24 protein-coding genes and 1 tRNA gene are annotated in these 23037 nt (G+C 66.4%); 12 read left to right on the forward strand and 13 right to left on the reverse strand.

Going from position 1 to position 23037, the window contains the following annotated elements; all coding sequences use genetic code 11:
* The first annotated feature begins 12 nt into the window (after positions 1–12).
* The 9 genes from IE92_RS0106875 to IE92_RS0106915 all read left to right on the forward strand — a co-directional run bounded on the left by IE92_RS0106875 (position 13) and on the right by IE92_RS0106915 (position 5285).
* Positions 13–627, forward strand: coding sequence for a TetR/AcrR family transcriptional regulator (locus IE92_RS0106875; protein WP_162178495.1), 615 nt, complete (start codon positions 13–15; stop codon positions 625–627).
* 258 nt (positions 628–885) lie between these two features.
* Positions 886–958 (forward strand) — tRNA-Trp (locus tag IE92_RS0106880).
* A complete protein-coding gene (gene secE / locus IE92_RS0106885; protein WP_396823073.1) occupies positions 956–1273 on the forward strand; it encodes a preprotein translocase subunit SecE in 318 nt (105 codons plus the stop codon). Before IE92_RS0106880 ends, secE begins: the two co-directional genes overlap by 3 nt.
* 81 nt (positions 1274–1354) lie before the next feature.
* Entirely contained in the window at positions 1355–2140 is a 786-nt protein-coding gene (gene nusG, locus IE92_RS0106890) for a transcription termination/antitermination protein NusG (protein ID WP_081863977.1), read from the forward strand.
* 119 nt (positions 2141–2259) lie between these two features.
* Complete coding sequence (locus IE92_RS0106895) at positions 2260–2544, forward strand: hypothetical protein (RefSeq protein WP_156027447.1); 285 nt, start codon at positions 2260–2262, stop codon at positions 2542–2544.
* Positions 2544–2891, forward strand: coding sequence for a hypothetical protein (locus IE92_RS16550; RefSeq protein ID WP_030147768.1), 348 nt, complete (start codon positions 2544–2546; stop codon positions 2889–2891). Before IE92_RS0106895 ends, IE92_RS16550 begins: the two co-directional genes overlap by 1 nt.
* Before the next feature lie 178 nt (positions 2892–3069).
* On the forward strand, positions 3070–3498 hold the full coding sequence (rplK, locus tag IE92_RS0106905; RefSeq protein WP_030147769.1) for a 50S ribosomal protein L11: 429 nt from the start codon (positions 3070–3072) through the stop codon (positions 3496–3498).
* Positions 3499–3589: 91 nt separating this feature from the next.
* Positions 3590–4279: a 50S ribosomal protein L1 gene (gene rplA, locus IE92_RS0106910; protein ID WP_030147770.1), complete on the forward strand. Its 690-nt coding sequence runs from the start codon at positions 3590–3592 to the stop codon at positions 4277–4279.
* A 124-nt stretch (positions 4280–4403) separates the two neighbouring features.
* Positions 4404–5285, forward strand: coding sequence for a dihydrodipicolinate synthase family protein (locus tag IE92_RS0106915; RefSeq protein WP_030147771.1), 882 nt, complete (start codon positions 4404–4406; stop codon positions 5283–5285).
* Positions 5286–5316: 31 nt separating this feature from the next.
* Here the strand turns inward: IE92_RS0106915 and IE92_RS0106920 are convergent, their stop codons facing one another.
* From IE92_RS0106920 to IE92_RS0106930, 3 genes are read right to left on the reverse strand one after another with little or no spacing between them, the layout of a single operon-like run.
* On the reverse strand, positions 5317–6300 hold the full coding sequence (locus IE92_RS0106920; protein WP_030147772.1) for an NADP-dependent oxidoreductase: 984 nt from the start codon (positions 6298–6300) through the stop codon (positions 5317–5319).
* A gap of 40 nt (positions 6301–6340) precedes the next feature.
* On the reverse strand, positions 6341–7360 hold the full coding sequence (locus tag IE92_RS0106925) for a FecCD family ABC transporter permease (RefSeq protein WP_051701727.1): 1020 nt from the start codon (positions 7358–7360) through the stop codon (positions 6341–6343).
* Positions 7357–8415: an iron chelate uptake ABC transporter family permease subunit gene (locus IE92_RS0106930; protein WP_051701726.1), complete on the reverse strand. Its 1059-nt coding sequence runs from the start codon at positions 8413–8415 to the stop codon at positions 7357–7359. Before IE92_RS0106930 ends, IE92_RS0106925 begins: the two co-directional genes overlap by 4 nt.
* Positions 8416–8548: 133 nt before the next feature.
* Between IE92_RS0106930 and IE92_RS0106935 the strand changes: the two genes are divergently transcribed.
* Positions 8549–9577, forward strand: coding sequence for an ABC transporter substrate-binding protein (locus tag IE92_RS0106935; RefSeq protein WP_030147775.1), 1029 nt, complete (start codon positions 8549–8551; stop codon positions 9575–9577).
* Between the two features lie 96 nt (positions 9578–9673).
* On the opposite strand, the gene IE92_RS0106940 is transcribed toward IE92_RS0106935, so the two are convergent.
* On the reverse strand, positions 9674–12319 hold the full coding sequence (locus tag IE92_RS0106940; RefSeq protein ID WP_156027448.1) for a hypothetical protein: 2646 nt from the start codon (positions 12317–12319) through the stop codon (positions 9674–9676).
* A 128-nt stretch (positions 12320–12447) separates the two neighbouring features.
* Here IE92_RS0106940 and IE92_RS0106945 point away from each other — a divergent pair, with 128 nt between their 5' ends.
* Positions 12448–13077 carry a M15 family metallopeptidase gene (locus IE92_RS0106945; RefSeq protein ID WP_030147777.1) on the forward strand — a complete coding sequence of 210 codons (630 nt, stop codon included), beginning with the start codon at positions 12448–12450 and terminating at the stop codon, positions 13075–13077.
* An 81-nt stretch (positions 13078–13158) separates the two neighbouring features.
* Here the strand turns inward: IE92_RS0106945 and IE92_RS0106950 are convergent, their stop codons facing one another.
* Positions 13159–13794 carry a YqaJ viral recombinase family protein gene (locus IE92_RS0106950; RefSeq protein WP_051701725.1) on the reverse strand — a complete coding sequence of 212 codons (636 nt, stop codon included), beginning with the start codon at positions 13792–13794 and terminating at the stop codon, positions 13159–13161.
* 146 nt (positions 13795–13940) lie between these two features.
* Here IE92_RS0106950 and IE92_RS0106955 point away from each other — a divergent pair, with 146 nt between their 5' ends.
* Positions 13941–14522: a hypothetical protein gene (locus IE92_RS0106955; protein WP_156027449.1), complete on the forward strand. Its 582-nt coding sequence runs from the start codon at positions 13941–13943 to the stop codon at positions 14520–14522.
* A gap of 199 nt (positions 14523–14721) precedes the next feature.
* On the opposite strand, the gene IE92_RS17250 is transcribed toward IE92_RS0106955, so the two are convergent.
* From IE92_RS17250 to IE92_RS0106995, 8 genes are all read right to left on the reverse strand, one after another.
* On the reverse strand, positions 14722–15348 hold the full coding sequence (locus IE92_RS17250; protein WP_051701724.1) for a MarR family winged helix-turn-helix transcriptional regulator: 627 nt from the start codon (positions 15346–15348) through the stop codon (positions 14722–14724).
* 9 nt (positions 15349–15357) lie between these two features.
* The gene (locus tag IE92_RS0106965) at positions 15358–17103 is read right to left on the reverse strand and encodes an MDR family MFS transporter (RefSeq protein ID WP_245601233.1); all 1746 of its coding nucleotides are present in this window, start codon (positions 17101–17103) and stop codon (positions 15358–15360) included.
* Positions 17104–17254: 151 nt separating this feature from the next.
* Positions 17255–17932 carry an ABC transporter ATP-binding protein gene (locus IE92_RS0106970; protein WP_030147782.1) on the reverse strand — a complete coding sequence of 226 codons (678 nt, stop codon included), beginning with the start codon at positions 17930–17932 and terminating at the stop codon, positions 17255–17257.
* A gap of 23 nt (positions 17933–17955) precedes the next feature.
* Entirely contained in the window at positions 17956–19374 is a 1419-nt protein-coding gene (locus IE92_RS0106975) for an ABC transporter permease (RefSeq protein WP_342666412.1), read from the reverse strand.
* A 167-nt stretch (positions 19375–19541) separates the two neighbouring features.
* Positions 19542–20207 (reverse strand): ABC transporter ATP-binding protein, encoded by a 666-nt coding sequence (locus tag IE92_RS0106980; protein ID WP_030147784.1) that lies wholly within the window; start codon positions 20205–20207, stop codon positions 19542–19544.
* Positions 20204–21319 (reverse strand): hypothetical protein, encoded by a 1116-nt coding sequence (locus tag IE92_RS0106985; RefSeq protein WP_030147785.1) that lies wholly within the window; start codon positions 21317–21319, stop codon positions 20204–20206. The genes IE92_RS0106980 and IE92_RS0106985 overlap by 4 nt, the downstream gene beginning before the upstream one ends.
* Positions 21303–22247, reverse strand: coding sequence for a hypothetical protein (locus IE92_RS0106990; protein WP_030147786.1), 945 nt, complete (start codon positions 22245–22247; stop codon positions 21303–21305). The genes IE92_RS0106985 and IE92_RS0106990 overlap by 17 nt, the downstream gene beginning before the upstream one ends.
* A gap of 95 nt (positions 22248–22342) precedes the next feature.
* Positions 22343–22873: a hypothetical protein gene (locus tag IE92_RS0106995; protein ID WP_030147787.1), complete on the reverse strand. Its 531-nt coding sequence runs from the start codon at positions 22871–22873 to the stop codon at positions 22343–22345.
* Between the last annotated feature and the right edge of the window lie 164 nt (positions 22874–23037).

The raw sequence follows: 23037 nt of genomic DNA on the forward strand, positions 1-23037 counted from the left end.
AAGGAGTTTGTGATGAGCGCAATCAGCCCGGAGGTACCCCTGGTACCCAAGGTCTCCAAAACCAAGCGTGCGATCCTGGATGCCGCCCTGGAGCTTTCGGCTCGGGGCGGGATCACCGGGACCACGATGGATGATGTGGCGCTCGAGGCGGGCGTGGCCAAGGGCAGCGTCTACTACAACTTCACCTCCAAGGATCAGCTGTTTGAAGCCCTGATGGACGATGGTCTCGGCCAGTTCCACGCGTTCCTCCTCGGAGTGCGCGGGGACCTGGTCGGGCCCGCGGCCCTGCGCGCCCTGGTCGAGGGCACCCTCGATCGGATCCGCGATAATCAGGCGATGGCCAAGCTGTTGGTGGCCGAGCTGTTTCGCACCGACCGAATGTGGCGGGAGTCGCTGACGATCGTGCGTAATCGCCTAATCGGAGTGTTTGCCGATGTTCTCCAGGACATCGATGGCGGCACCTCGGTGGCCGCCGAGATCCGCGCGAGTGCGATTTTCGGGGCGGTGCTGGTCGCGGGACTGGAGTGGGTCGTGTTTGATCCCGAACGCTCCCGGGACGAAACCGCCGAGGCAATTCTCAGCGTGTTCTCGCCCGCGTACATCACCGGAGTGTCCGTCGCCGGGTAGTTGCGAGCTCGTTTCGCGCCGCGGGTCCCGAGTCTTCTCAGGGCCCGCGGTGCTGTGTGAGCGGGTTGTGGCGGCGATGCGTCTGGTGAGCACACACAAAAACGGTGTCGACTTTACTTCGCCGGTATTTGTCCCCTAGACTTGCGGCGTAGGAGAAACCTGACAAGCTTTTCCGCGCCCTTTTTTCACCGATTCGGTGAGTCGGGGTTCGGCACTGTAAGGTAGGTTTCACATCCTGTGATCGACAATTCGATTCATAGGGCGGTGGCTCAATTGGTAGAGCAGCGGTCTCCAAAACCGCAGGTTGCAGGTTCGAGTCCTGTCCGCCCTGCGCGTCGGTGTCTTAGAAACACCGACACATGAAAGGTGTGAACACGTGGTCGCAAACGTAATCGACGAACCCAGTGAGGAAATCGTCGCTGCTGCAAAGCAGGCGCGCGCTCAGAAGCGTGGACCGTTTGCCGGGATCATCCTCTTCCTCAAGCAGGTAATTGCGGAGCTGAAGAAGGTTGTAACCCCGACCCGCAAGGAGCTGATCAACTTCACGCTCGTTGTGCTGGTGTTTGTTCTCATCATGATGGGTCTCGTCTACGGCGTAGACATGCTGTTCGCCGCCCTGGTGAACTGGGTCTTCGGCGCACCGTAGGCCCTCGCGATTTCGGATGGATCCGTGCATCGCGCACCCGCCCGTCCGTGAAGCGACAACTTACGTAAGGAATGAGATCAGGTGTCAGAGAATCTGAACGAGAACAGCGTGACCGAGGTTGAGACCCCCGTCGAGACTGTCGAGTCCGCTGAGACCGAAACTGTAACCGACGAGGTTGCAGAGGTTGAGACCGAGGCTGGAGAAGCTGACGCCGAGACCGAAGAGTCCGACGAAGAGGCCGAGGCCCCCGTCGAGCTCGATCCCTACGAGGCTTTCCGCCTGGAGCTGCGCACGCAGCCGGGTAAGTGGTATGTCATTCACTCCTACGCCGGTTTCGAGCGCAAGGTGAAGGCCAACATCGAGCAGCGTAAGGGCACGCTGGATGTTGCCGAGTACATCTACCAGATTGAAGTCCCCATGGAAGACGTGGTGGAAATCAAGAACGGTCAGCGCAAGATGGTCACCCGCGTGCGGATCCCCGGATACGTACTCGTGCGGATGGACCTGAACGAGGACAGCTGGTCGGTTGTTCGCCACACCCCGGGTGTGACCGGCTTCGTGGGCAACGCCCACAACCCGACCCCGCTGCGCTTCGAAGAGGCCTTCAACATGCTCAAGAGCCTGGTTGAGGTCGCCGAGGTTGCCGCCAGCAAGGCCGCAGGTAAGCCGGTTCAGAACCGCACCGTCACCGCGGAGATCGACTTCGAGATCGGCGAGACCATCACCATCAAGGAGGGTTCGTTCGCGGGCCTGCCGGGTTCGATCTCCGAGATCAAGCCGGAGAGCGGCAAGCTCACCGTCCTGGTTTCGCTGTTCGAACGCGAGACTCCGGTGGAGCTGAGCTTCGACCAGGTCACCAAGCTCTAGTTTTTACCTCTCAAGACCCCGCATCCTTTTGGATGCGGGGTTTTGTGTTTGTGCGGACAGTGCGGAATTAGGCACATAAATATGTACATGTTTATGCGCAAGATTGATACGCTGGACGCATGGCTATTCCTCCTGTGCTGGCGAGTAAGGACGCGCGCGATGAACTCCCGCGTGCGTTGAAGCGGTTTCGTGAGGAGGGCATCGCGGCGGCACCGCTCATTTTTGGAGCGCACCGTAAGGCCGAAGCCGTGATCATCCCCTTTGAGCTGTATGCCGAGCTCCTGCCGATTATCGAGGACATGGAGATTGCCGCACTCGTGCGCCAGCGTGCGGCCCGGGGCCCGGCGACGCCGCTGAGCGAGGTCGCCGGCGGGCTCGGCCTGGACCCGGGTGACTATCGCTAATGTCTTCGCGTCTGCGTATGGAGGTTCTTCCTGGGTTTCAGGAGGATCTTGATGCGCTGCCGGACTTACGTACGCGCAAAATGACCATCGATCTCATCGTCGCGATTCGCGATGGAACCGTTCGCGGGGTGCCACTCGATGATCGAGTGGCTACCGGAGATCTCCGCGACTGTTTTAAGCTCTACTTCGATCCCATTGGGAACGTTAAACCGCGCTTTCGTCTGGTGTATCGGTTCGCCTCCGACGGGATCGCCGTTGTCGCTGTGCAGGCGGTGGCGGTGGGACGAAGGCAGGGGCTCGACGCCTACTTCCGAGCTGCGCGAAGGCTCGACCGCCTGCCTGACTAACGGATCGGCCTGCCAGAGGACAAACCGACTCGCGATCTGGGGCCCGATCGCGTAGACTTGATCGGGTTTGCGTCTTCTGGCGCTTACCCCACGGTTTTTTACACCACCGCGGCCCACCGGGTCGGCGGGAGAGCAGCGGGCAACCGCCCGTTACTCGATCACTAAAGAAGGAAATAACATGGCACCGAAGAAGAAGGTCACGGGTCTGATCAAGCTGCAGATCCAGGCTGGCGCCGCTAACCCGGCACCGCCGATCGGTCCCGCACTGGGTCAGCACGGCGTGAACATCATGGAGTTCTGCAAGGCTTACAACGCGGCCACCGAGTCGCAGCGCGGAAACGTGATCCCGGTTGAGATCACCGTGTACGAGGACCGCTCGTTCACCTTCATCCTGAAGACCCCGCCGGCAGCGGAGCTCATCAAGAAGGCCGCTGGCGTTGCCAAGGGCTCGGGCACCCCGCACACCGTCAAGGTTGCGAAGATCACGATGGACCAGGTTCGTCAGATCGCCGAGACCAAGAAGGCCGACCTGAACGCCAACGACATCGACGCAGCAGCGAAGATCATCGCTGGTACCGCGCGTTCGATGGGTATCACCGTCGAGTAGTCGTTCGCTTCCGCGAGCAACACCCTCAACTTTTCAATACAGTGGCAGCGCCGGCCAGGCGCAAATGACCACGTTCTCACTAGGAGAAAAAATGGCACAGAAGTCTAAGGCCTACCGGGCCGCGGCAGCGAAGGTTGCTGCCGACACCGTTTACACCCCCGCTGACGCGGTAGCTCTCGCCAAGGAGACCGCTGCTGCAAAGGCAAACTCGACCGTTGAGGTTGCCCTCAAGCTCGGTGTTGACCCCCGCAAGGCAGACCAGATGGTTCGTGGAACCGTCATCCTGCCCCACGGAACCGGTAAGACCGCCCGCGTTATCGTCTTCGCAACCGGTCCGGCCGCCGAGGCCGCACTGGCCGCTGGCGCCGACGAGGTTGGTGGCGACGAGCTGATCGAGAAGGTGGCCGCTGGTTACACCTCGTTCGACTCCGCCGTGTCGACCCCCGAGCTCATGGGTAAGGTCGGTCGTCTGGGTAAGGTCCTGGGTCCGCGTGGCCTGATGCCGAACCCGAAGACCGGTACCGTGACCCCGGACACCGCCAAGGCAGTGTCCGAGATCAAGGGTGGAAAGATCGAGTTCCGCGTCGACAAGCACTCCAACGTGCACTTCGTTGTGGGCAAGGCATCGTTCTCGGCCGAGCAGCTGAACGAGAACATCTCGGCCGCTCTGGAAGAGATCGTTCGTCTGAAGCCGTCGAGCTCGAAGGGCCGTTACATCACCAAGGGTGCCGTTTCGACCACCTTCGGTCCCGGCATCCCGCTGGACGTCAACAGCATCTAATTTCGGTTTCACCGAGATTATTACCGGGTCATCCGCTTTCGCGGGTGGCCCGGTTTTGCGTGAGGTTTGGGGTCGATTCCAGCGGATTCAGCGCATCCCCACGCGGGTCGCGTAGAGTTAACCGATGACAGCCTCCCCTTTTACCGGCCTCATCGCATACCCCATCACCCCGCTGGACGCCGCGCAGAACCCCGACCTGATCGCGCTCGAGCAGATTATTTCGGCCCTTCCAGGCCACGGCATCGATGCCGTGACGGTGCTCGCGACCTCCGGTTCCGGGGTCAGCTTTGAAGCCCATGAACATGCGGCGATCATCGCCCAGGCCGTGACCGCCGCCGACGGCCGCATGCCCGTCTATGCCGGGATCACCGCCCACTCGACCCCCGCGGTCATCGCCCGCGCCCAGGCGGCCGAGGAGGCCGGGGCCGCCGGCGTCATCCTCGCCCCCTTCAGCTACCTCCCCATCGGCGACAGCGAGGTGCGCGAACTCGTCGCCCGCGTGTGTGACGTGGTGGATCTCCCGCTGGCCTTCTACAACAAGCCCGCACAGCTCGGCTATGACATCAGCGCCGACACCCTCGACTACCTGGTGACCCACGCCAACCTGCGGGCGATCAAGGAGCCCTCCCGCCTGCCGGGCCGCGACCGGGATGCGCTGGAAACCCGCCTCGCCGAACTGCGATCCGCCGGCGGACCCGGCTTCTCGATCGGCCTGAGCGGCGACCTCGGTCTGCTGGATGAGCCGCCCACGGTGGATGCCTGGCACACCGGCCTCGCGGCCCTCCTGCCCGCCGAGTACCGCGCGGTCTGGACCCAGAGTCCCGATGCTCCCGCCGCCCGGGTGGCACTGCGCCGCCTCGCCGAAGCCCTCGCCGCCGGGCAGAGCCCACTGGGCGGCCTGCACGCGGCAGCCCGCGCGCAGGGGACCCCGACCGCCGACCCACGCGGCCCGGCGCTGCCGGCCACCGCCGAGGAGACCGCGGCCATCACCGCGTCGCTGTCCTAGGGAGCAAGCCGGCAGTGTCCGGCGCCGCGCGCTAGGGAATCGAGATCGCGATCTTGCCTCGGGTGTGCCCGGCCTCGAGCGCCTCATGGGCCTCGACGATACGCTCGAGCGGGTAGGTGTCGGCGAGCACCACGCGCAGCTGATCCGACTCGATCAGCGCCGTGATCTGCTCGAGCACGCGTGCATCGGGGGACACCTTATAGTGGGTGCCGCGCACGCCCGCGGCCTCCGCCTCGGCGGCGAACTCGGGCCAGCTGCCCGAGGGGACGTTGACGATCACGCCGCCCTCGACGATGACGCCGAGCGAGCGGCTGCCGGTGTTCGCGTGCACGTTGCCGATCAGGTCGATCACCGCATCCACTGGAGCCAGGCCCTCTTCGAAGTTCCGCGCGGTGTAGTCGATGGCCTCGGCGGCTCCCAGCTCGCGCAGGAAGTCGAGGTTGTGGGCGGAACCGGTGGCGATCACGTGCGCCCCGCGCAGCGCGGCGAGCTGGACCGCAAAGTGCCCCACACCTCCGGCACCGGCGTGGATCAGCACCCGCTGACCCGGCTCGATCTCGGCGGCATCCAGCGCGCCCCAGGCGGTCATCGCCGCCAGCGGCACGGCCGCGGCCTCGGTGAAGGAGAGGTTGTCGGGCTTGGGCGCGATCGAGAGCGAGGGCGCGGCCACGTACTGCGCATAGGACCCGCTCACTCGCGGGACCGGCAGCATCCCATAGACCTCGGTGCCTGGCTGCAGCGGGTGGGCCTCATAGGGAGCGCGCACCACCACCCCGGCAAAGTCGGATCCAATCAGCGCCGGATAGCGCACGATCCCCGAGGCGACCCCGCGACCGGCGCGCGTCTTGGTGTCGATCGGGTTGAGCGCCGAGGCGTGCACCCGTACCAACACCTCATCGGAGAGCGCGAAGGGCACCGAAACCTCGTCGGTGAGGCGCAGGTTCTGTGCGGGACCGGGGGTGTCATACACGGCGGCAAGCATGGTGTGCGGGCGCGGGGAGTCTGCGGAGGTCATGCAACGAGTCTGCCACTTTCTTTCCGCGGGCGACAGTGTATTACCGCAGTCGTTTGGAGCCCTCGCGGCCCAGCAGCCAGAGCAGGTAAACACCGCCCAGACACACGGTCACCAGGCCCACCGGGAGCTGGATCGGGGCAAACATGCGCTGCGCCAGCAGGTCCGCGGTGACCAGCAGGAACGCGCCCATGCAGGCGGCGGGGATCAGCGCGATTCCGGCGCTTCCGGTGAGTCGGCGGGCCAGCTGCGGTGCAACAAGTGCCACAAACGCGATCGGCCCGGCCACCGCGGTCACCGCCGCCGTGAGCGCGACCGCGAGGACCACCAGCATCAGCCGTGCCCGCTCGGTGCGCACACCCAGCGCCTGAGCCGCGTCGTCGCCGAGTTCCAGCATGCCCAGGGTGCGGCCGCCGGCCAGGGTCAGCGCGAGCACGGGTAGGATCACCAGGATCGCCGGCAGGGCCTGCGCCCAGGTGGTACCGCCCAGCGAGCCCGCGCCCCACACCGCGGCGGCCATCGCGACCTCGATATCGGCGCGCAGGACGAGCCACTGGTTGATCGCGGCCAGTGCGGCGCTGATGCCGATACCCACCAGGATCAGCCGGTAGCCGTGGGAACCGCGTCGCCAGGCCAGGAAGTAGATCAGCAGCGCGGTGCCCAGGCCGCCGGCCAGGGCACCGATCGAGGTGGCCACATAGCTGCCACCCACGAGCATGATCGCCAGCAGTGCGCCCGTGTAGGCACCGGTGCCGAAACCGATCACGTCGGGGCTGCCCAGCGGATTGCGGGTCAGCGATTGGAAGACCCCGCCGCTTACGCCAAGCGCCGCCCCGAACACGATGGCGGCCAGGGCCCGCGGCGCGCGCCAGGACAGCACGATCGAGCGTTCCAGATCGCTGCCGCCGCCAAAGAGCACCCCGAGCACCCGGTCGGGTCCCAGCGGATAGTCGCCGCTGCCGATCATGATGATGCCCACCAGCAGGGCCAGGGCCAGCAGGATCACACACACGATCAGTGTGCGGGTGCGCGAACGACTGCGCACGCGGTGGGTCACACTCACAGTCCCGCCACCTTTTTACGACGGGCCAGGTAGACCAGGACGGGCGCGCCGATCAGCGCGCAGGTGACGCCGGCCTCGAGCTCACCCGGCAGGATGACGCGGCCGATCACATCGGCGATCAGCAGGATGATCGGGGCCAGCACCGCCGAGAACACCAGTAGCCAGCGCTGATCGGTGCCGCTGATGCGGCGGGCCAGGTGCGGGGCCATCAGCCCCAGGAAGCCGATCGCGCCCACCGCGGCGGTCGCGGATCCGGCCAGCACGGTGATCGCCAGCAGAATCAGGACGCGAGAGCGTCCCGGGTGGTACCCGAGTCCGCGGGCGGCATCCTCGCCGAGGGCCAGGGCGTTCAGCCCGCGGCCGGTGAACGCGGCCAGCAGCAGGCCGATGCCCACGGTGATCGCGACCGGGGCCAGCAGGTCGCTGCCGCGGTCGGCGAGCGAGCCCACGGTCCAGGCGCGCAGCTGGTCAAAGGCGCTGGGGTTGAGCAGGGCGAGCCCGGTTCCGATCCCCGAGAGGACAGCGCCCAGCGCGACCCCCGAGAGCACCAGCCGGGCGGGGTCCAGGCGGCGGGTGCCACGCATGCCGATCAGCGCGACCAGGGCCGCGGCCGCGGCCGCCCCGCCAAACGCAAACCACACGTAGCCGCTGTAGGCGGTGATCCCGAAGGTACCCACGGCCAGCACGATCGCCAGCGAGGCCCCGGCGTTCACGCCCAGGAGCCCGGGCTCGGCCAGCGGATTTCGGGTGAACGCCTGTACCAGGGCCCCGGCAACCCCGAGTGCGGCCCCGGCCAGGATGCCCAGGATCGCCCGTGGGAGGCGCGAGCCGAGGATGATCGCCTGATCGGGGGATCCATCGGGGGCAAACAGCGCCGCCCAGACGGTGTGCGGCGGGATTGGCTTGGAGCCGATCAGGAGCGAACCCAGCGCGATCAGTACCAGCAAAACCAGCGCGCCGATCAAGAGTGTGACACGCCTGCCGGTGCGTCGACGGGTGTCGCCCGAGACGCGAGAGGAGTCAGCTTCGGGCACCGGAACGGGGGCTGATGCCACGTGATCGACCTCCCGTTAGTGCGCAAATAAACCAGTGGCCAGTCTAGCCCGCGTTTTGTCGTCACACAGTCGATCCTAAGGTTGGCAAGCCTTACCTAGCCTGTCGCGGAAAACTAGGCTACGTTCGAGGGTGATGTATGAATTACGAAAGAAGCGAGCGCTCCAGGCCGCGGCCGTTGCCCTCCTGATTGCACTGACGGCTGGCTGCGCCCAGACCGATGGGGGTGGACTCAAGTCCGGGTCGGGGAACACCGACGTCGCGACCGGCGGCGCCCACTTCAAGACCGCCGACGAGGAGACCGCCAAGCTCGGCAGCACGGCCAAGCCCGGCGTCTTCCCGCGCGAGGTGAAGCACTCCGAGGGGACCACCGAGATCAAGGCCAAGCCCAAGCGGGTCGTGGTCCTGGACACCGGCGAGCTCGACGATGTGCTGGCACTCGGCATCACCCCGGTTGGCATCCCCTCCACCGAGGGTGCCAACTCGATCCCCGGATACCTGGCCGATAAGGTCAAAAAGGCCACCTCGATCGGCACCATCCAGCAGCCCAACCTCGAGGCCATCGCCGCGCTCAAGCCCGACCTGATCCTCGGTTCCAAGCTGCGGGCGGACAAGCTGTATCCGCAGCTCGCGCAGATCGCCCCGACCGTGTTCTCTATCCGCCCGGGTTTCCCGTGGAAGGAAAACCTGCGTCTGGTTGCCGCGGCCACCGGTGATGAGGACAAGGCCGTGAGCCTACTCAACGAGTATCAGGGCGAGGCCGATAAGCTGCGCGCCGACATCCCCGGCAATCCCACCATCTCGCTGCTGCGCTTCATGCCGCAGAAGACCCGCCTGTACGGCAACGCCTCGCTGATCGGCGTGATCCTCAAGGACGTGGGTCTCGCCCGGCCCAAGATCCAGGACATCGACGAGCTGGCCACCGAGATCTCCTCGGAGAACCTCGCCCAGGCCGACGGCGACTGGATCTTCTACACCAGCTACGGCACCCCCGAGGCCACCGGTGAGACCGCGGCCCTGGCCGGTCCGATCTGGCCCACCCTCACCGCCGTCAAGGACAAGCACGTGCAGCGGGTGGACGATGACGTCTGGTACCTGGGCCTCGGCCCGATCGGCGCGGGCAAGATCCTGAAGGATCTGCGTTCGTACCTGGTGACCAAGTAGCGATAGTCCATACGGCTGCGGCCCCCACGTTCACACGTGGGGGCCGCAGCCGTTTCCGGCGTGGGTGGCCCGATCGGCCCGCGCCGATGCGGCGTCTCAGCTCCGGGAGCCTCGACGGATCGCCCCTGCCCCGACCCGTAGCGTGAGGCCCAGACCCAGCGTGACCGCCAGAACGAGCGGGAATCCACCCAGGCCCGCGGCACCGGTGTCGGCGAGGCCGCGGGCGGACGCCGGTCCGGTCTGGTGTGCGCGGGTAGCCGCTCCCACCGCTCCGAGCCGCGGCTTCGGGTGCCCACCGCGAGCGCTTGGTGACGCGCCGGAGACGCCGGGATGCGGTTGGACCGATTCGAGGGCCGAGACCCTGCCCAGATCGGTACGGGTCGAGGTCAGCGGCAGGACCCCGTCGCGGGACGCCACAAACTCGACGCTCAGCACCGCTCCACGCATGTCCGGGGTGATATCCAGGACGGGGTTGTGTGCGTCGGGAATCGGCACACCATCGAGATACCAGGTTGGAATCTGGGTATCCGGGGTGAGGCCCCAACCGTGTGCCGACACCGAGATGCGCTGCCCCACAAGTAGCGCCCCCGACAGCGCGAGGGTGGGCTCCTCAAAACTCGCCTCGGTGATCGGATCGGATTCCAGGGTCCGGGTCACCGGGTTAAAGCCGGGGGCGGTCGCGGTAACCGTGAGCCCAACCCGCGAGCCGATCCAGGCGGGATCGAGGGCCAGGGTCGGGCCCTCGGAGCCCGCGGTCGCGGCGAGGGCGGACCCCGGGACCTCCCAGTGATACTGCAGGGCGACATCCGGTGTCGTGGAGGACGCGGCGGCGGTCAGGGTGGACCAGGCGGACGCGATGCCCGTGAGCTGCACCTCCAGGTTGGTATCCTCGGTGATCGCGACCGGCGTCGAGAGGACCGATTTATCCGCATAGCCCGGCGCGGACCCGGTCACCTCGACCGCCACCTGACGTTCCCGCAGCGCCGGACTCGGCGTGAGGGTGGCCTCGGTGCCCAGCGTCTGGGAGGGGTCGTCCGTCGCAAACCATCGATAGGTGAACGTCGAAGGCTCGACATCGCCCCATCCCGAACTCCGGGCGCTGAGGACCTCTCCTACCTTGGGAACACCCGAAATTTCTGCGGTGGAGTCCCCGAAGTCTGCCGGTGCTATGGGGAAGTCCAGCGAGAGAACACGGGTATCAAATCCGGCCTTGGTCACCCGGGCCAGCCCGCGGACCACCTGGTGAGCATCCGTGCGCCGTGGGGTGTAGGTGGCGCCGTCCGCCGTGTGCCCGGGTTGATCCACCCGGAACCACTCAAAGGAAATCTGAGACCCGGGTGAGGCCCCCGAAACCGTCAGGGTGAGGGGGTCGCCGACGCGCGGGGTCCCGCTGGAGGTGAGGCCAAGCGTATCGGGCTGGGTGCCGGGCCGCGTGGGGCCGGAGGCGATGCCGGTCACATTCACCGAGGTGTATCCCACTCGGGATGCGGTGAAGCGCACGGTGAAGGTTTTACCCAGGTCCGCGACGCTCGGGGTGTAGGTTTCCGCATTCGCCCCGAAAATGTATCCCCCGTTGACGTACCACTGGTAGCCGCCGCCGGTCACCGGGGCGCCGTCGGGGTGGACTGCCACCGCTCGAAGCGTGCCCTCCACCACGGGATCCCCGACGACGGTCCCGGTGACCCCCGTCAGTGACAACATCGGGATAGCCACGCTCGCGCTGGTGACCCGAGCCGTGGCGCGATTCGAAGCCGAGGCCCACACCTGCACTCGAACGCTCTTGCCCGCCTGGTCGACCGTGGGGGTGAAGGTGCGCGAGTTCGCACCGGGGATCGTCCGTCCGTCAGTGGTGCTCCATGTGTACCCGAGCGGGATTCCGGGTTCCCAGTCTCGGGTTACCGCGGTCAGGGTGTCGCCCACCGCGGGGGTGCCGGTAATTTCGGCAGTGCCCGCGGTGATCTTTTTCCAGACCACCCGTGTGGTCCGGGTCACGGTGGTAGATCCGGGCCAGGTCGCCACCGCCGTGACCGTGATGCCCGCATCAATCTGTGCCTGAGTGGGGGCGAGGACGGTGCTTCCCCAGGTGCTGGTGTTCGGGCGTGATGCCAGGGGGGTGCTGTCGCCCGAGATCCACGTCCACGCTACCTTGGGCCGCATCTCCTCGGAGAAAAACTTCATATCGCGCTCGCCGGGGGCGAGGAACGTGACGGATGCCGACAGTGGTGCACCGGCCACGGGGTCATTGGTGGAGGGGCGGGGGTCGGTGATTTGGAGCGCGTAGGGGGTGGCGATGCTGCGGGAGGTTTCCGCGGAGCCCGGTTTTAGGGTGTTGTCAATCATGCTGGCCGTGATTACCGCCCAGACCTGCTTTCCCACGTCTTCGCCGGTGATATTGAACTGGTGCAGTTGGCCGCCCTGTGCCTGAGGGACGGGAATACCATCGACGTACCACTGATAGTCCAGGCTGATATCCGAGTAACCGACGACCGAGTTATCGTATTTCCACGGCACCGGATAGGGGGCCAGCAGGGTGGAGTTGAACGCGGGAATCGCGCGCACCGGGATCGGCGACATCGTGGGCACCAACTGGGGCCGGGTGTCGGCGGCGACGGCCGGCGCCGGCACCGCGAGCAGCGGTCCGGCCAGCAGGGCGACGAGGAGGCCCAGCACGATCGCGCCCGCTCGAGTACGCGAGCGACCTTCGCGGCGGCCACGGTGATGAAGGATGGAGGGTGTGTGCACGCGGATCTCCCTGGGTGTGCTCAGTGGCTGCGATTCAATACCCTACAGTTTGTCACGTTTTACCGAATCGGCGCAAAGCGGGTCGAGCGGGGTGTCGCTGTCGGAGGTAATGCCCTAGCCTGAAGGGCGTGATTACGCTGATATCCGCCCCCTCTGTCGCCAGCATCCCGATCGAGGAAAACGGTGAGGCACTGGTGGAGCTTGCGGACTTCGGGGTGCGTTGTCGACCAAATATCGGGGCCGGATCGCGGGTGCGGTTTGAGCTGGCTCGGCGCCTCCGTGCCGCCGATCAGGCGCTGCCGGTGGGGTTTCACCTGTGTGTGGCCGAGGGGCTGCGTCCGGTGGAAACCCAGCGAGCCATCATCGAGACGTATCTGGCGGCGTTACGGATCGAGTTTCCCGAGGCCGATGCTGCCACCCTGGACGAACTCAGCGCACGCTATGTTGCGCCCGTTTCGGTGGCCCCGCACGTGGCCGGGGCCGCGGTGGACCTGACCCTGGTAAACGATGCGGGGACCGAGCTGGATATGGGGACCGCGATCGACGCGACCCCCGAGCAGAGCGACGGTGCCGTCCGCTTTGCCGCTAAAAATATCGCTGTGTCCGCGCGGGCGAATCGCGAGCTGCTGGCTCGGGCGCTCGGCGCGGCGGGACTGGAAAACTACCCGCATGAGTGGTGGCACTGGAGCTATGGCGACCGCTACTGGGCGCATCTGACCGGAGCGGCCCATGCGGTGTATGGGCCGGTTGTGGATTAGCGTGTGCGTCCGCGCGACGAGGTTGGGTTGGTCGCCCGTCCGTGCGATGTATTGGGTTTGGTGCCCGTGCGCGCGGCCGGGTTACGGCGCGTAGGGCGCGATGGGTTCCAGGTGCTCGTATCCCTCGGGCATCGGAATGAAGGTGCGGCGGTGCAGCTCGTTGATCAGGTCATTGGCCAGGCCCACGAGCTTGTTAATCTCGACCTCATCACGGTCGATCCAGCGGCACAGCGGCTCCTCGCCCACCGGTACAAAGTTCTTGTGTTCCTCCCAGACCACGAGGGTCCGCTCGGCCCCCAGTACGTACTGCTGCCACCAGATCTGTCGCATGTAGTTACGCGGGACGCTGCGCCACGGCTTGGTCGTGGTCTTGATCTCGGAGAGGATGACCGTGCCCTCGGGGGTCATCGTGATGCCATCCGGGGTGGCCAGGTGACGCTTTTCCCACTCCGAGTGGTAGAGGCCTGAGGAGGGCTGGATGCCGTGGGTTGCGGCGACCCAGGCGGCGATCTCGGGCTCGCGGCGGCGGCCGTGCTCGGTGAATGCGTTGCCGGAGAAGCCGGTTCCGTAGAGCTTCGCCTCGGCGGCGGTCTGGATCGAGCGCGGGGTGGACAGCTTGGCCACATCCGTCGCGGTAATGCCTCGCGCCCGGGCCCGGAGCCACGCGACCCGGTCGGTTGAGTCGGCTACGAAGCGTTCCTGATATCCAGATGTCACCCCTCTATTGTCCCCCCAATCGGTGGCGCGGATGACCACCGGGGCCGCGCGCCGCCGGGAAACCGGTCCGATCGGTTACCGGCAATTCGGGTGCTGTTCACCCCGACAACCGGCCGATGTCGGTGGTCCGTGACACCGTAGATGCTATGGGACGAGACATCGCGGTGCACGTTGGCCCGACCTCTTCGGAGGCCGAGCGTCGTGGTGCGGCCGCCGCGGCCGCATCCTGGCTGGGAGCCGGCCAGCAGGTGGGGCTCGTGGTGTCCACGAGTCACACGTCCGAATCCGATCGCGCGCTGGTGCGTGCGGTTACCGAACGGATCCCGGTCCGCAGCGCATGGGCACACAGCGTGCGTCACGGTGCGGCCACCGAGGGTCTGGACGCGATCATCGTGGTGGCTCCGGACGCGGAGCTGCTCGAGTGGGTGATCGACCGGTTTGGTGCACGGCCCGGCTCGGGTCCCGGCATCCTGGTGCTGGGGGCCTCCGGACCCGCCGTGCAGGCGCTGCTGGCCCGCGGGTCGCGTCCGCTTCCCGTGGCGTATGAGTCGCGCGGCCCGGCCACCCGTGAGGTGGCTGCCTCGCGGGCCTACCTAGCCCCGGTCTCGCCAGACTCGGTCTCGCCAGACTCGGTGTTGCTGGATGCAGTGTTGCTGGATGCAGCCCCCGCGCCGTTTGCGCGGCGCTGGGCCGCCCCCTTTGGGCTCGCGGCCCGCATCGGGGCGTAGCGGCAGGATAAACAGACGGCGTGGGTCGTGCCCCGGATTTCCGGAAGGCACGGCCCACGCCGTCTGTCTGTGGTGAGGTGCTGCGGGTGCCGAAGCACGGTGCGCGCTCCGGCACCGTGCTGCTCGAATTGCCGTGCTGCTCGAGTTGCCGTGCTGCCTGGGACGCCGTGCGTGCCGGGAGTGCCGCGCCGGGAGTGGGTTAGACCAGCCCGGTCAGCTCGCGCAGCATGTGCGAGAGCCGGGCGATGTCCTCGGTCTCCCAGTCCCGCATGTTTTCGTAGAGGCGGCTGCGGCCGGCCTCGCGCAGCTCCTGAATGCCGGCGATGGCCGCATCGGTGGCCGAGAGGTTGATCACCCGGCCGTCGCGCACGTCGGGGGTGCGCACGATCAGGTCGTGTTCGACCAGCTGTCGGATCAGCCGGCTCGTGGTGCTACGGTCGCTCCCCAGCAGCTCGGCCAGCTCGCCGGCCTGGAGCGAGCCATGCGAGATGATCGTGCCGAGGGCCTTATAGGCACCGGGCTGGAGGCCTGGACGCAGCAGCTCGGCACGCTCACGAATGGTCGTGCGCACGCGGGCAAACAGCCCGATCAGGGTGTGTTCCAGATCGGCGACGGCGGCGTTGAAGTCCGGGTCCGAGGAGTTGATCACGGTCACCGGGGCGCACAGCGGTTCATGCGGTGCGGGGAGGGTCGCGGCATCGCCCGCGGCGGGCACCTCGTGTTTCGGGGTGTCCGCCACGGCCCGCCGCACGGCCTCGGCGGCGCTGTCGCGCTCCGAGGCCCGTGCGTTGTCGGCGGGGATGCGGGTGGGGGTGTCCACGGTCATGACGCCAGTTTAGTTGTCCGCGTCGCTACGGCGCGTGCCGTCGGGGTTCAGCGTGGAGATGGTTCCGGTGGTGGCCACCAGATCCCCCTGGGCACCGATGCTGGCCTCGCCCACGGCGATCAGGTTTTCGCCCGCGGCGGCGGCCTCGGCCCCGGCGGCGGACTGGGCGTCCTCGCCGTTCTTCAGGCGCTCGGTCGCGGTCTGGGTGCTGAGCGAACGGTTGGGCAGGAAGACGATCGCCAGCACGGTGATCAGCGCGAGCGGGGCCGCGAGCAGGAAGATGTCGGCGACACCCTGACCGTAGACGGACTCGATGATCACGCGGATGCCGTCGGGCATCTCGGCAACCTTGGGCAGCACACCGCTCTGCAGCTGCTTGCCCACCTCGGCACCGGCCGGGCCCAGGTGAACCAGGGCCGCCTGAATGTCGGCGGCCTTGGCGGTGATGCCGTCGGCGATCTTGGTGGCCAGGACCGAACCCAGCACCGAGATGCCGATGGTTCCACCGAGGCTCCGGAAGAAGGTGACGCCCGAGCTGGCGACACCAATTTCCTTGGGGGAGACGGTGTTCTGGACGATCAGCACGAGGTTCTGCATGACCATACCCACACCCACACCGAGGATGAACATGTAGATCGAAACGACCACGTAGTTGGTGTCGTACTTGATGGTACCCATCAGGAACATACCCACGGTCAGCGCGATCGAGCCGAAGACCATGTAACCCTTCCACTTACCGAACTTGCTGATCAGCATGCCCACGAAGGTCGAGGAGAGCAGCAGGCCACCGATCATCGGCAGGGTCAGCAGACCCGACTGGGTCGGGGTTGCGCCACGGGCGAGCTGCATGTACTGGCCCAGGAAGACCGAGGTGCCAAACATGGCCACACCCACCGAGATCGAGGCGATCACGGCGAGGCTGAAGGTCGGGTTCTTGAACAGGCTCATCGGGATGATCGGGTTCTCGACCTTGACCTCGACGATCACGGCGAGGATCAGCATGAGGATCGCGCCGCCCACCATCACAAAGCTGGTGGTGGAGTCCCAGTCGAAGTCGTGTCCGGCCAGGGTGACCCAGATCAGCAGCAGCGAGATGCCACCGGCGATGAGGATCATGCCAAGGTAGTCGATCTTGACCTTGATCTTCTCCAGGGCGGGCAGGTTCAGGTTGCGCTGCAGCAGGAAGATCGCGGCGATCGCGAAGGGCAGGGCCACAAAGAAGTTCCAGCGCCAGCCGATGGCGTCGGTGATCACGCCACCCAGCAGCGGGCCGCCCACGGTGCCCACGGCCATGACGGCACCGAAGAGGCCCATGTAACGGCCACGCTCACGCGGGCTGATGATGTCGGCCATGATGATCTGGCTGAGGGCCGCCAGGCCACCACCACCCAGACCCTGCATGACGCGGAAGATAATCAGGGTCTCGGTGTTCTGCGAGAACCCGGCCAGTGCCGAACCGAGCACAAAGATGACCAGTGCGATCTGGATCAGCAGCTTGCGGTTGGTGATGTCGGCGAACTTGCCCCAGATCGGGGTGGACACCGTGGTGGCCAGCAGGGTCGAGGTGATGACCCAGGTGAAGGCGGCCTGGTTGCCGCCGAGGTCCGAGATGATTCGCGGCATCGACGTGGAGACCACGGTTCCGGCGAGGATCGAGACAAACATACCCATGAGGAGCCCGGATAGGGCCCGCATCACGGCGGGGTGAGACATTGCGGCCGGCGAGGGGGCCGCTTCGGTGGTTGTTGCTGACATGTGTTGTGCGTACTCCGAGCGCTTCGTTAATATCCTTGCGAAAAGTCAACTATATGCCGATCATTGATCTATGTCAACTAAGTGCCTGCTCGGTCCCCACGCATGCCAACGGCCGCCCACCCGGGAGGGTGAGCGGCCGTCGAGGAGCCCGCTATTTATCCCCGATTTCGGTGACTCCGCCGCCGCCGAGGTGCAGGCGGCGCGGGGCGCGCTTGGCGACCGCAGAGTCGTGCGTGACGATGATCATGGTTAGGCCCTGATCGCGCCAGAGGCCCTCGAGTAGCGCCAGTACGTCGTCCCGGGTGTCCTCATCGAGGTTGCCGGTGGGCTCATCGGCGAGGATCACGGTCGGGTTCTTGACCAGCGCCCGGGCGATCGCCACGCGCTGCTGCTGCCCGCCGGAGAGCTCGCTCGGGCGGTGATCGATGCGATCATCCAGACCCACCTGCGCGAGCGCGGTGCGCGCCCGGCTGCGCCGTTCTGCCGCCGGGATACCGAGCGGGACCAGGGCGGTCTCGACGTTTTCGCCGGCGGTCATCGTGGGTAGCAGGTTGAAGCCCTGGAACACAAAGCCGATCCGTTCGGCGCGGGCCTTGGCGCGGCGGCGCTCACCGAGGGTGGAGAGGTCGTCCCCGGCGAGGTGGATCGATCCGGTGGTGGGCCGATCCAGCGCCCCGAGCATTTGCAGCAGGGTGGACTTGCCGCCGCCGGTGGGGCCCTGGATCGCGATGAACTCGCCATCCTCGATCCGCAGGTCCACATCCTTGAGCGGGGTCACCGGTCCGCGGGCTGTTTTATAGGTCTTGGTCAGACTCGTGAGGGTGTACATGATTTCTCCTAGGCGTAGTGGGGCTAGACGATCGCGCGCAGGGCCGCGGCCGGGCTGAGGCGGGCCGCACGCCAGCCGCCGATGGCACCGGCGAGCAGACCGGCGAGGACGGCGAGGCCGACCGCGATCAGGATCAGCGAGGGATCAAACGGCAGGTGCAGCGCGATGTTGGTGGTGTGCTCGGCCGCCGCACGGGCACCCTCGCCGGTTCCGGTACCCGCCCCGGTACCCGCCCCCGCGCCTCCGCCGAAGCCGCCGCCACCCGTGCCGCCGCCCCCGAATCCGCGACCGGCGGCTCGGGTCGAGGCCCCCACGGTCGGGGCGATTGAGTTGACGATCATGGTGCCGACCAGGCCGAGGACCACACCGACAATCGCGCCGAACAGGGCCTGAACCACCGATTCGCCGGCCACCTGACCGACCACGCGGCGGTTGCTCCAGCCGATGGCCTTGAGGGTGCCAAACTCGCGGGTGCGGCGGGTCACGCCGGAGACGGTGAAGAGGATCGCCAGCAGCACGGCGGCCGCCAAGACGATGATCGAGAGCCAGGTGCCGAGGGAGGAGACCAGGCTGGCCGCGCTGCCGAGGGATCCGGAGATGCCGGCGGCGAGGTCGGCCTGGGTCGAGACCTTGGTTCCGGTCAGGGCCTTGGTGAGGGCGGCGCTGGTTGCGGGGATCGTATCGGCCGAGGTGGCCTGGACGTAGATCGTGCTGACCTTGCCGGTTTCGCCGGAGAGCTGCTGGGCAACCCCCAGCGGGATGTAGACGTTGGCCGCCCCGGGGTCGCCCGAGTCGTCGACGATGCCGACGATCGAGAATGCGGTGCCGCCGAGCGAGACGGTCCCGCCCACGGCGAGGCTCGCGGTGGTTGCGTAGGTCGAATCGAGGACGGCGACGTTCGCCGCCGCATCCGAGGTGGCCAGCGCGCGACCCGAGGTCGTTTTGTCTCCGGCAATCGGACCGATCGTGGCGGCCGGGTCAAGGCCCAGGACCGAGATCGTGTCCACGTTGAAGTTACCGCCGCCGGTGCGGCCACCCTCGACCTCCCCGCGGCGGTTTTCGGTGCCCGGCGTCGCGCCGGAGAAGGTGCCGCCGAAGGTGATGTTGTTGAGGGCCAGGGCACCGCTGGCGTCCTTAACGCCGGTCACGGTGCCGGCGGTTTTGACCAGGGTCTGGTCCAGGGTTCCGGCTCCGCGGGCGGCAACCAGGCGGGAGGTGGACACGTTGGTGTCGCCGCCGGTGCCGGGCGCTCCGCCGGCGAAGCTGAACTGCTGTCCGGTTCCGGGAGCGGTGCCGGGAGCCTGGGGTTCGGCGGTCACGGTGACGTCGGTGCCGACGCCGTAGAGTCCGGTCAGCACCTTGGACTGGGCGTTGGCGATTCCGGCGGAGACCCCGCCGACGAGCACCACGAGGGCGATCGCGAGTGCGAGCCCGAGGGACACGATGAGGGTTTGTTTTTTACGCCCGAGGAGTTCTCGGCGCAGGGAGGTCAGGAACACTGCTGGGTCTCGCTTTCCGCGGCCGGGTGCCGCGAAACCGAACCTAGGCAGCGTCCCTGTGCCCGGATCAAGGGGAGGCTATGCGTAACTTATGAATTTTTATGTTTTGTTTATGGGAGGCGGATCAGGCGGTCGCAGCGGTCCAGAACGTCGAGGTCGTGGGAGGCCAGGATGACCCCGGTACCCGCATCCGCCCTGGCGCGAAGGAGGGTGGCAAGGGCCGCGGCCGCCTCCGCATCGAGGGAGGCAGTGGGTTCATCGGCGATCAGGATGTCCGGCTCGCGAATGAGTGCTCGTGCCAGGGCGACCCGCCGCCGCTGCCCGCCCGAGAGGGTGTCCACTGGACGCTCCGGGGACAGGCCGCCGAGTCCGACGACAGCTAAAACTCGCTGGGTGCGACCTTTGCGTTCGGCCCGACTCGGGGCAGGACGCAGAAAACGCAGCGGAAGATCGATGTTTGCTCCCACCGATTCGTCATTCAGGAGATCCCCGGTCTGGGCGAGATATCCGATGTGGGCGTTGCGGATTCGGGCGAGGGCCCGCGGGTCACCCACATGCGCGCGCTCACCCAGCACGTTGAGGGTGCCCTCCTGCGGGGCGCTCAACCCGGCCAGGATGCGCAGAAGCGTGGTTTTTCCGGTCCCGGAGGGGCCGCTTACCCCGATCATTTCTCCCCGGTGTAGGTACAGCGAGAACCCGTCCAGAATAACGCGGAGACCATCCCCATCGGGATAGACCTGGGTGAGACGATCGGCGTGGAGAAGGGGTGCGATCATGAGGAACCTTTGAGCTGAAATGCGCGGGTGAGTGCGCGGGAAAACGGAACAGCGATGAGGAGATGCAAAATCAGGGCAACGGCCACGGGGGCTGCCAGTGCGGACGGGGGAAGCAGCGGCGGCCAATCCGCCGGGAGATAGGCAAGCCAACCGACTGTGTATCCGGTCAGGAGCGGGAGATCCACGCCGAGGGTGAGGGTCACCTGCATGCGTATTCGCAGCGCACTTGCCCGCGCTCCCTGCCGAAATTCGATGCGACACCGCGCCAGCATGCGCTCTCGAAGTCTTCGAGCCGCGGCCACGACCACGAGACTGCCCATGATTAGTGTGGTGAGGGTCAACCCGAGTGCTAGGGCATCACTCAGCGCACCCGATCGAGAGCGTTGAAGGCTCGTCGCCGCGACCGCTTCAAAACGGCGCCCGGTGTGAGCCTGATCCTCGGCCGTATTCATCGTCGCGGTGAGGGTACCAAGGGTGTCCGGCGAGCATGCGCACCGAATACTCCGGGCGAGCTCATCCGCCCGCCCGCCGTTCATCAGCGTGAGCGCTGTGGCACCGGCCGGGCTCACCCACAGCACGGGGTCTGCAGCGGTTGCGCCCACCACGGCCGGGGCCTGACCCGAGCCGCGCAGGAGCGTGAGCGTGCCGAGTCGAGTGGGACCAATCCGCGCCAGGTCCGCCGGGGATCCCCAGTACAGGGCCTCGGTGTCTCCGGGTGGTGCCTGGTCGGTGGCCTCGGCGACCCCTGTGCTGATCAGAATGCGCAGGGCACCGACGCGTGCGAGAGTGGGATTGGCGAGGACCTGGGTAAGGTAATCAGCGCCGAGGACGAGGGAGAGATCGGTGCGCTCGCCGAGTGCATCTAGAAGCGGGGCCGTTGCGGGAAGCCGGGTGGCGTCTCGAACGTCGCGGCCGATCCGGGCCTGTGGGTCGATGACGCGGAAGCCGCTGAGATTATGGGCGGTGTCGCGGACGCTATCCGACGACCCTGAAAACGCAAACGTCGCAAAGCTTGCGATCAGTCCCGCTGTGAGCCCGAGGATCACCGTGGAGGTGATGATCCACCCCGTGGCACCCCGCAGATCACGCCCCAATCTAGTGAGGGACGACATGGCGTAGCCTCGTGGTGTTCCAGCGGATCGCGATTGCCGTCTGGATGGCCAGCGTGAGCGCGTGCAGAACGAGCGCCGAGGCAAGAGCCGAGGCGACGTAGGGGGCGGATGACAGCACCAGATCGCGAACCCTGAACAAGGCAGCCGCGACCAGAGCCGTGCCGGTGAGGGTCCCGGCAACACCCGGGCGCAGCAGGATAAGGAGCTGGTTCCGGCGCACAATCTCACGGGCCGCACCCGCGCTCACCCATGCTCGGTAGCGATCGGACTCTCTGCCCAGGCGGGAACCCGCGGTGAGGAGCGGTCCCAGTATTACCATTGCGCCCAGCCCCTGAGCGATCATCCCAAACGGGCTTGCCACCCCGCGGGTAATCAGCGCCCACGGGGTGGAATCCGGTTCAAATGAGACCCCGACAATCCGCATTCCACTGCGCTCAAACACCTTGATGAATCGGGAAACTGTGTCCTCATCCACGCCAAAAATGCGGTAGATACCGGGGCCAAACGGGAGCGCCTCCGGCGTGAACAGCAGCGCGGGTGGGCGACCCTCAAACGTGGTTTCGGTGGGGGTGAAGCGACCCTGTTTTCTGGTTGGGGTGATGGTCGCCGCAAGAATCGTGAGGTCCGGGGAGCCGGGAAAATCCGTCGCAACGAGGGCCCGCGCACCGGGCTGATCCGAGCGTAGGGGTGTTGCAACGCTGATCCGGGTTGCCGGATCAAACACGCTCACCAGCCCGGTCTCGTACCAACGGGAATACGCAATCGTGGCCCCGGCCTCGCGGGCGGCTCTCGAAAGCGCGGGGGAGAGTGGCAGCGGGACGGCGTCCACGTCCGGTCCGATGACGGTGAGCCTGGCCGTGGGATCGCTTGATCCCAGTTTCATCGCCGTGGCACCGGTGGAATTCTCGATCAGCAGGAGCGCCAGCATGCTCCAAAACATGACCCCGAGCACCCCGCACGCGAGGAGCGGAAGTGCCGGGACGCGCCGGCATGCGGCAGAGCGCACCATTATCCCGAGCCGATTCAGCAGACTTGGGGATTGACAGTGCCGAAGTCCCAGCGGAACTCGGTCGGTGTTGCCCACGGGTTGAGCGTGTCCATCACGATGCTGACTTTCGCCTTCCCCGGAGTCCAATTGCAACTACCGTTGTTTGCGGCGTAGGCAATCTGCCAGTCGTTGACGTTCGCGCCGTCGCGCATGTACTTGTGTTGGGCGCTGATGTATCTACTGCCCTGATACACGTTGCCAGCCGCGTAGCTCTGCCCGATGTATCGAACCGAGGAGTCATGAGTCGAGGAGACGAAACTGCTTCCTCGGTCCACGCGGTACTCATTTGAGAGTGGACGGGGCCCGTCATCGGAGGAGTATTTTTCAAGCGAGAAGCTCCCTGATTCCCAGGTCAGCCCCTCTTCGGGCCCGTATGTGCGCTCGTCTATAGTGATGTTCGATGGTGGCTCGGAGGACTGGCTTTCTGTTGAATCTGTGGGGGCTGCGGGAAGACCCGTGAAGGCGAGAGTGGCCGTGATGGCCACTGCCGCGGAGATGAACGTCATGATTACTCCCTTGATTGATTTCCGATAGGGCACGCAAACGCACGAGCGGAGGGGGGAGAGGCGTGTGAGGGGCGGGTAATGGCGACGCTAGACCCGAACACCTGGGTTCGGGCTGGACGCCCGGAACATCGCACCGGCGGCCATTTTTGCCTCGTACAGTCCAC

It is taken from the genome of Mycetocola saprophilus (assembly GCF_000718085.1).
In the GTDB taxonomy this organism is placed as follows: domain Bacteria; phylum Actinomycetota; class Actinomycetes; order Actinomycetales; family Microbacteriaceae; genus Mycetocola; species Mycetocola saprophilus.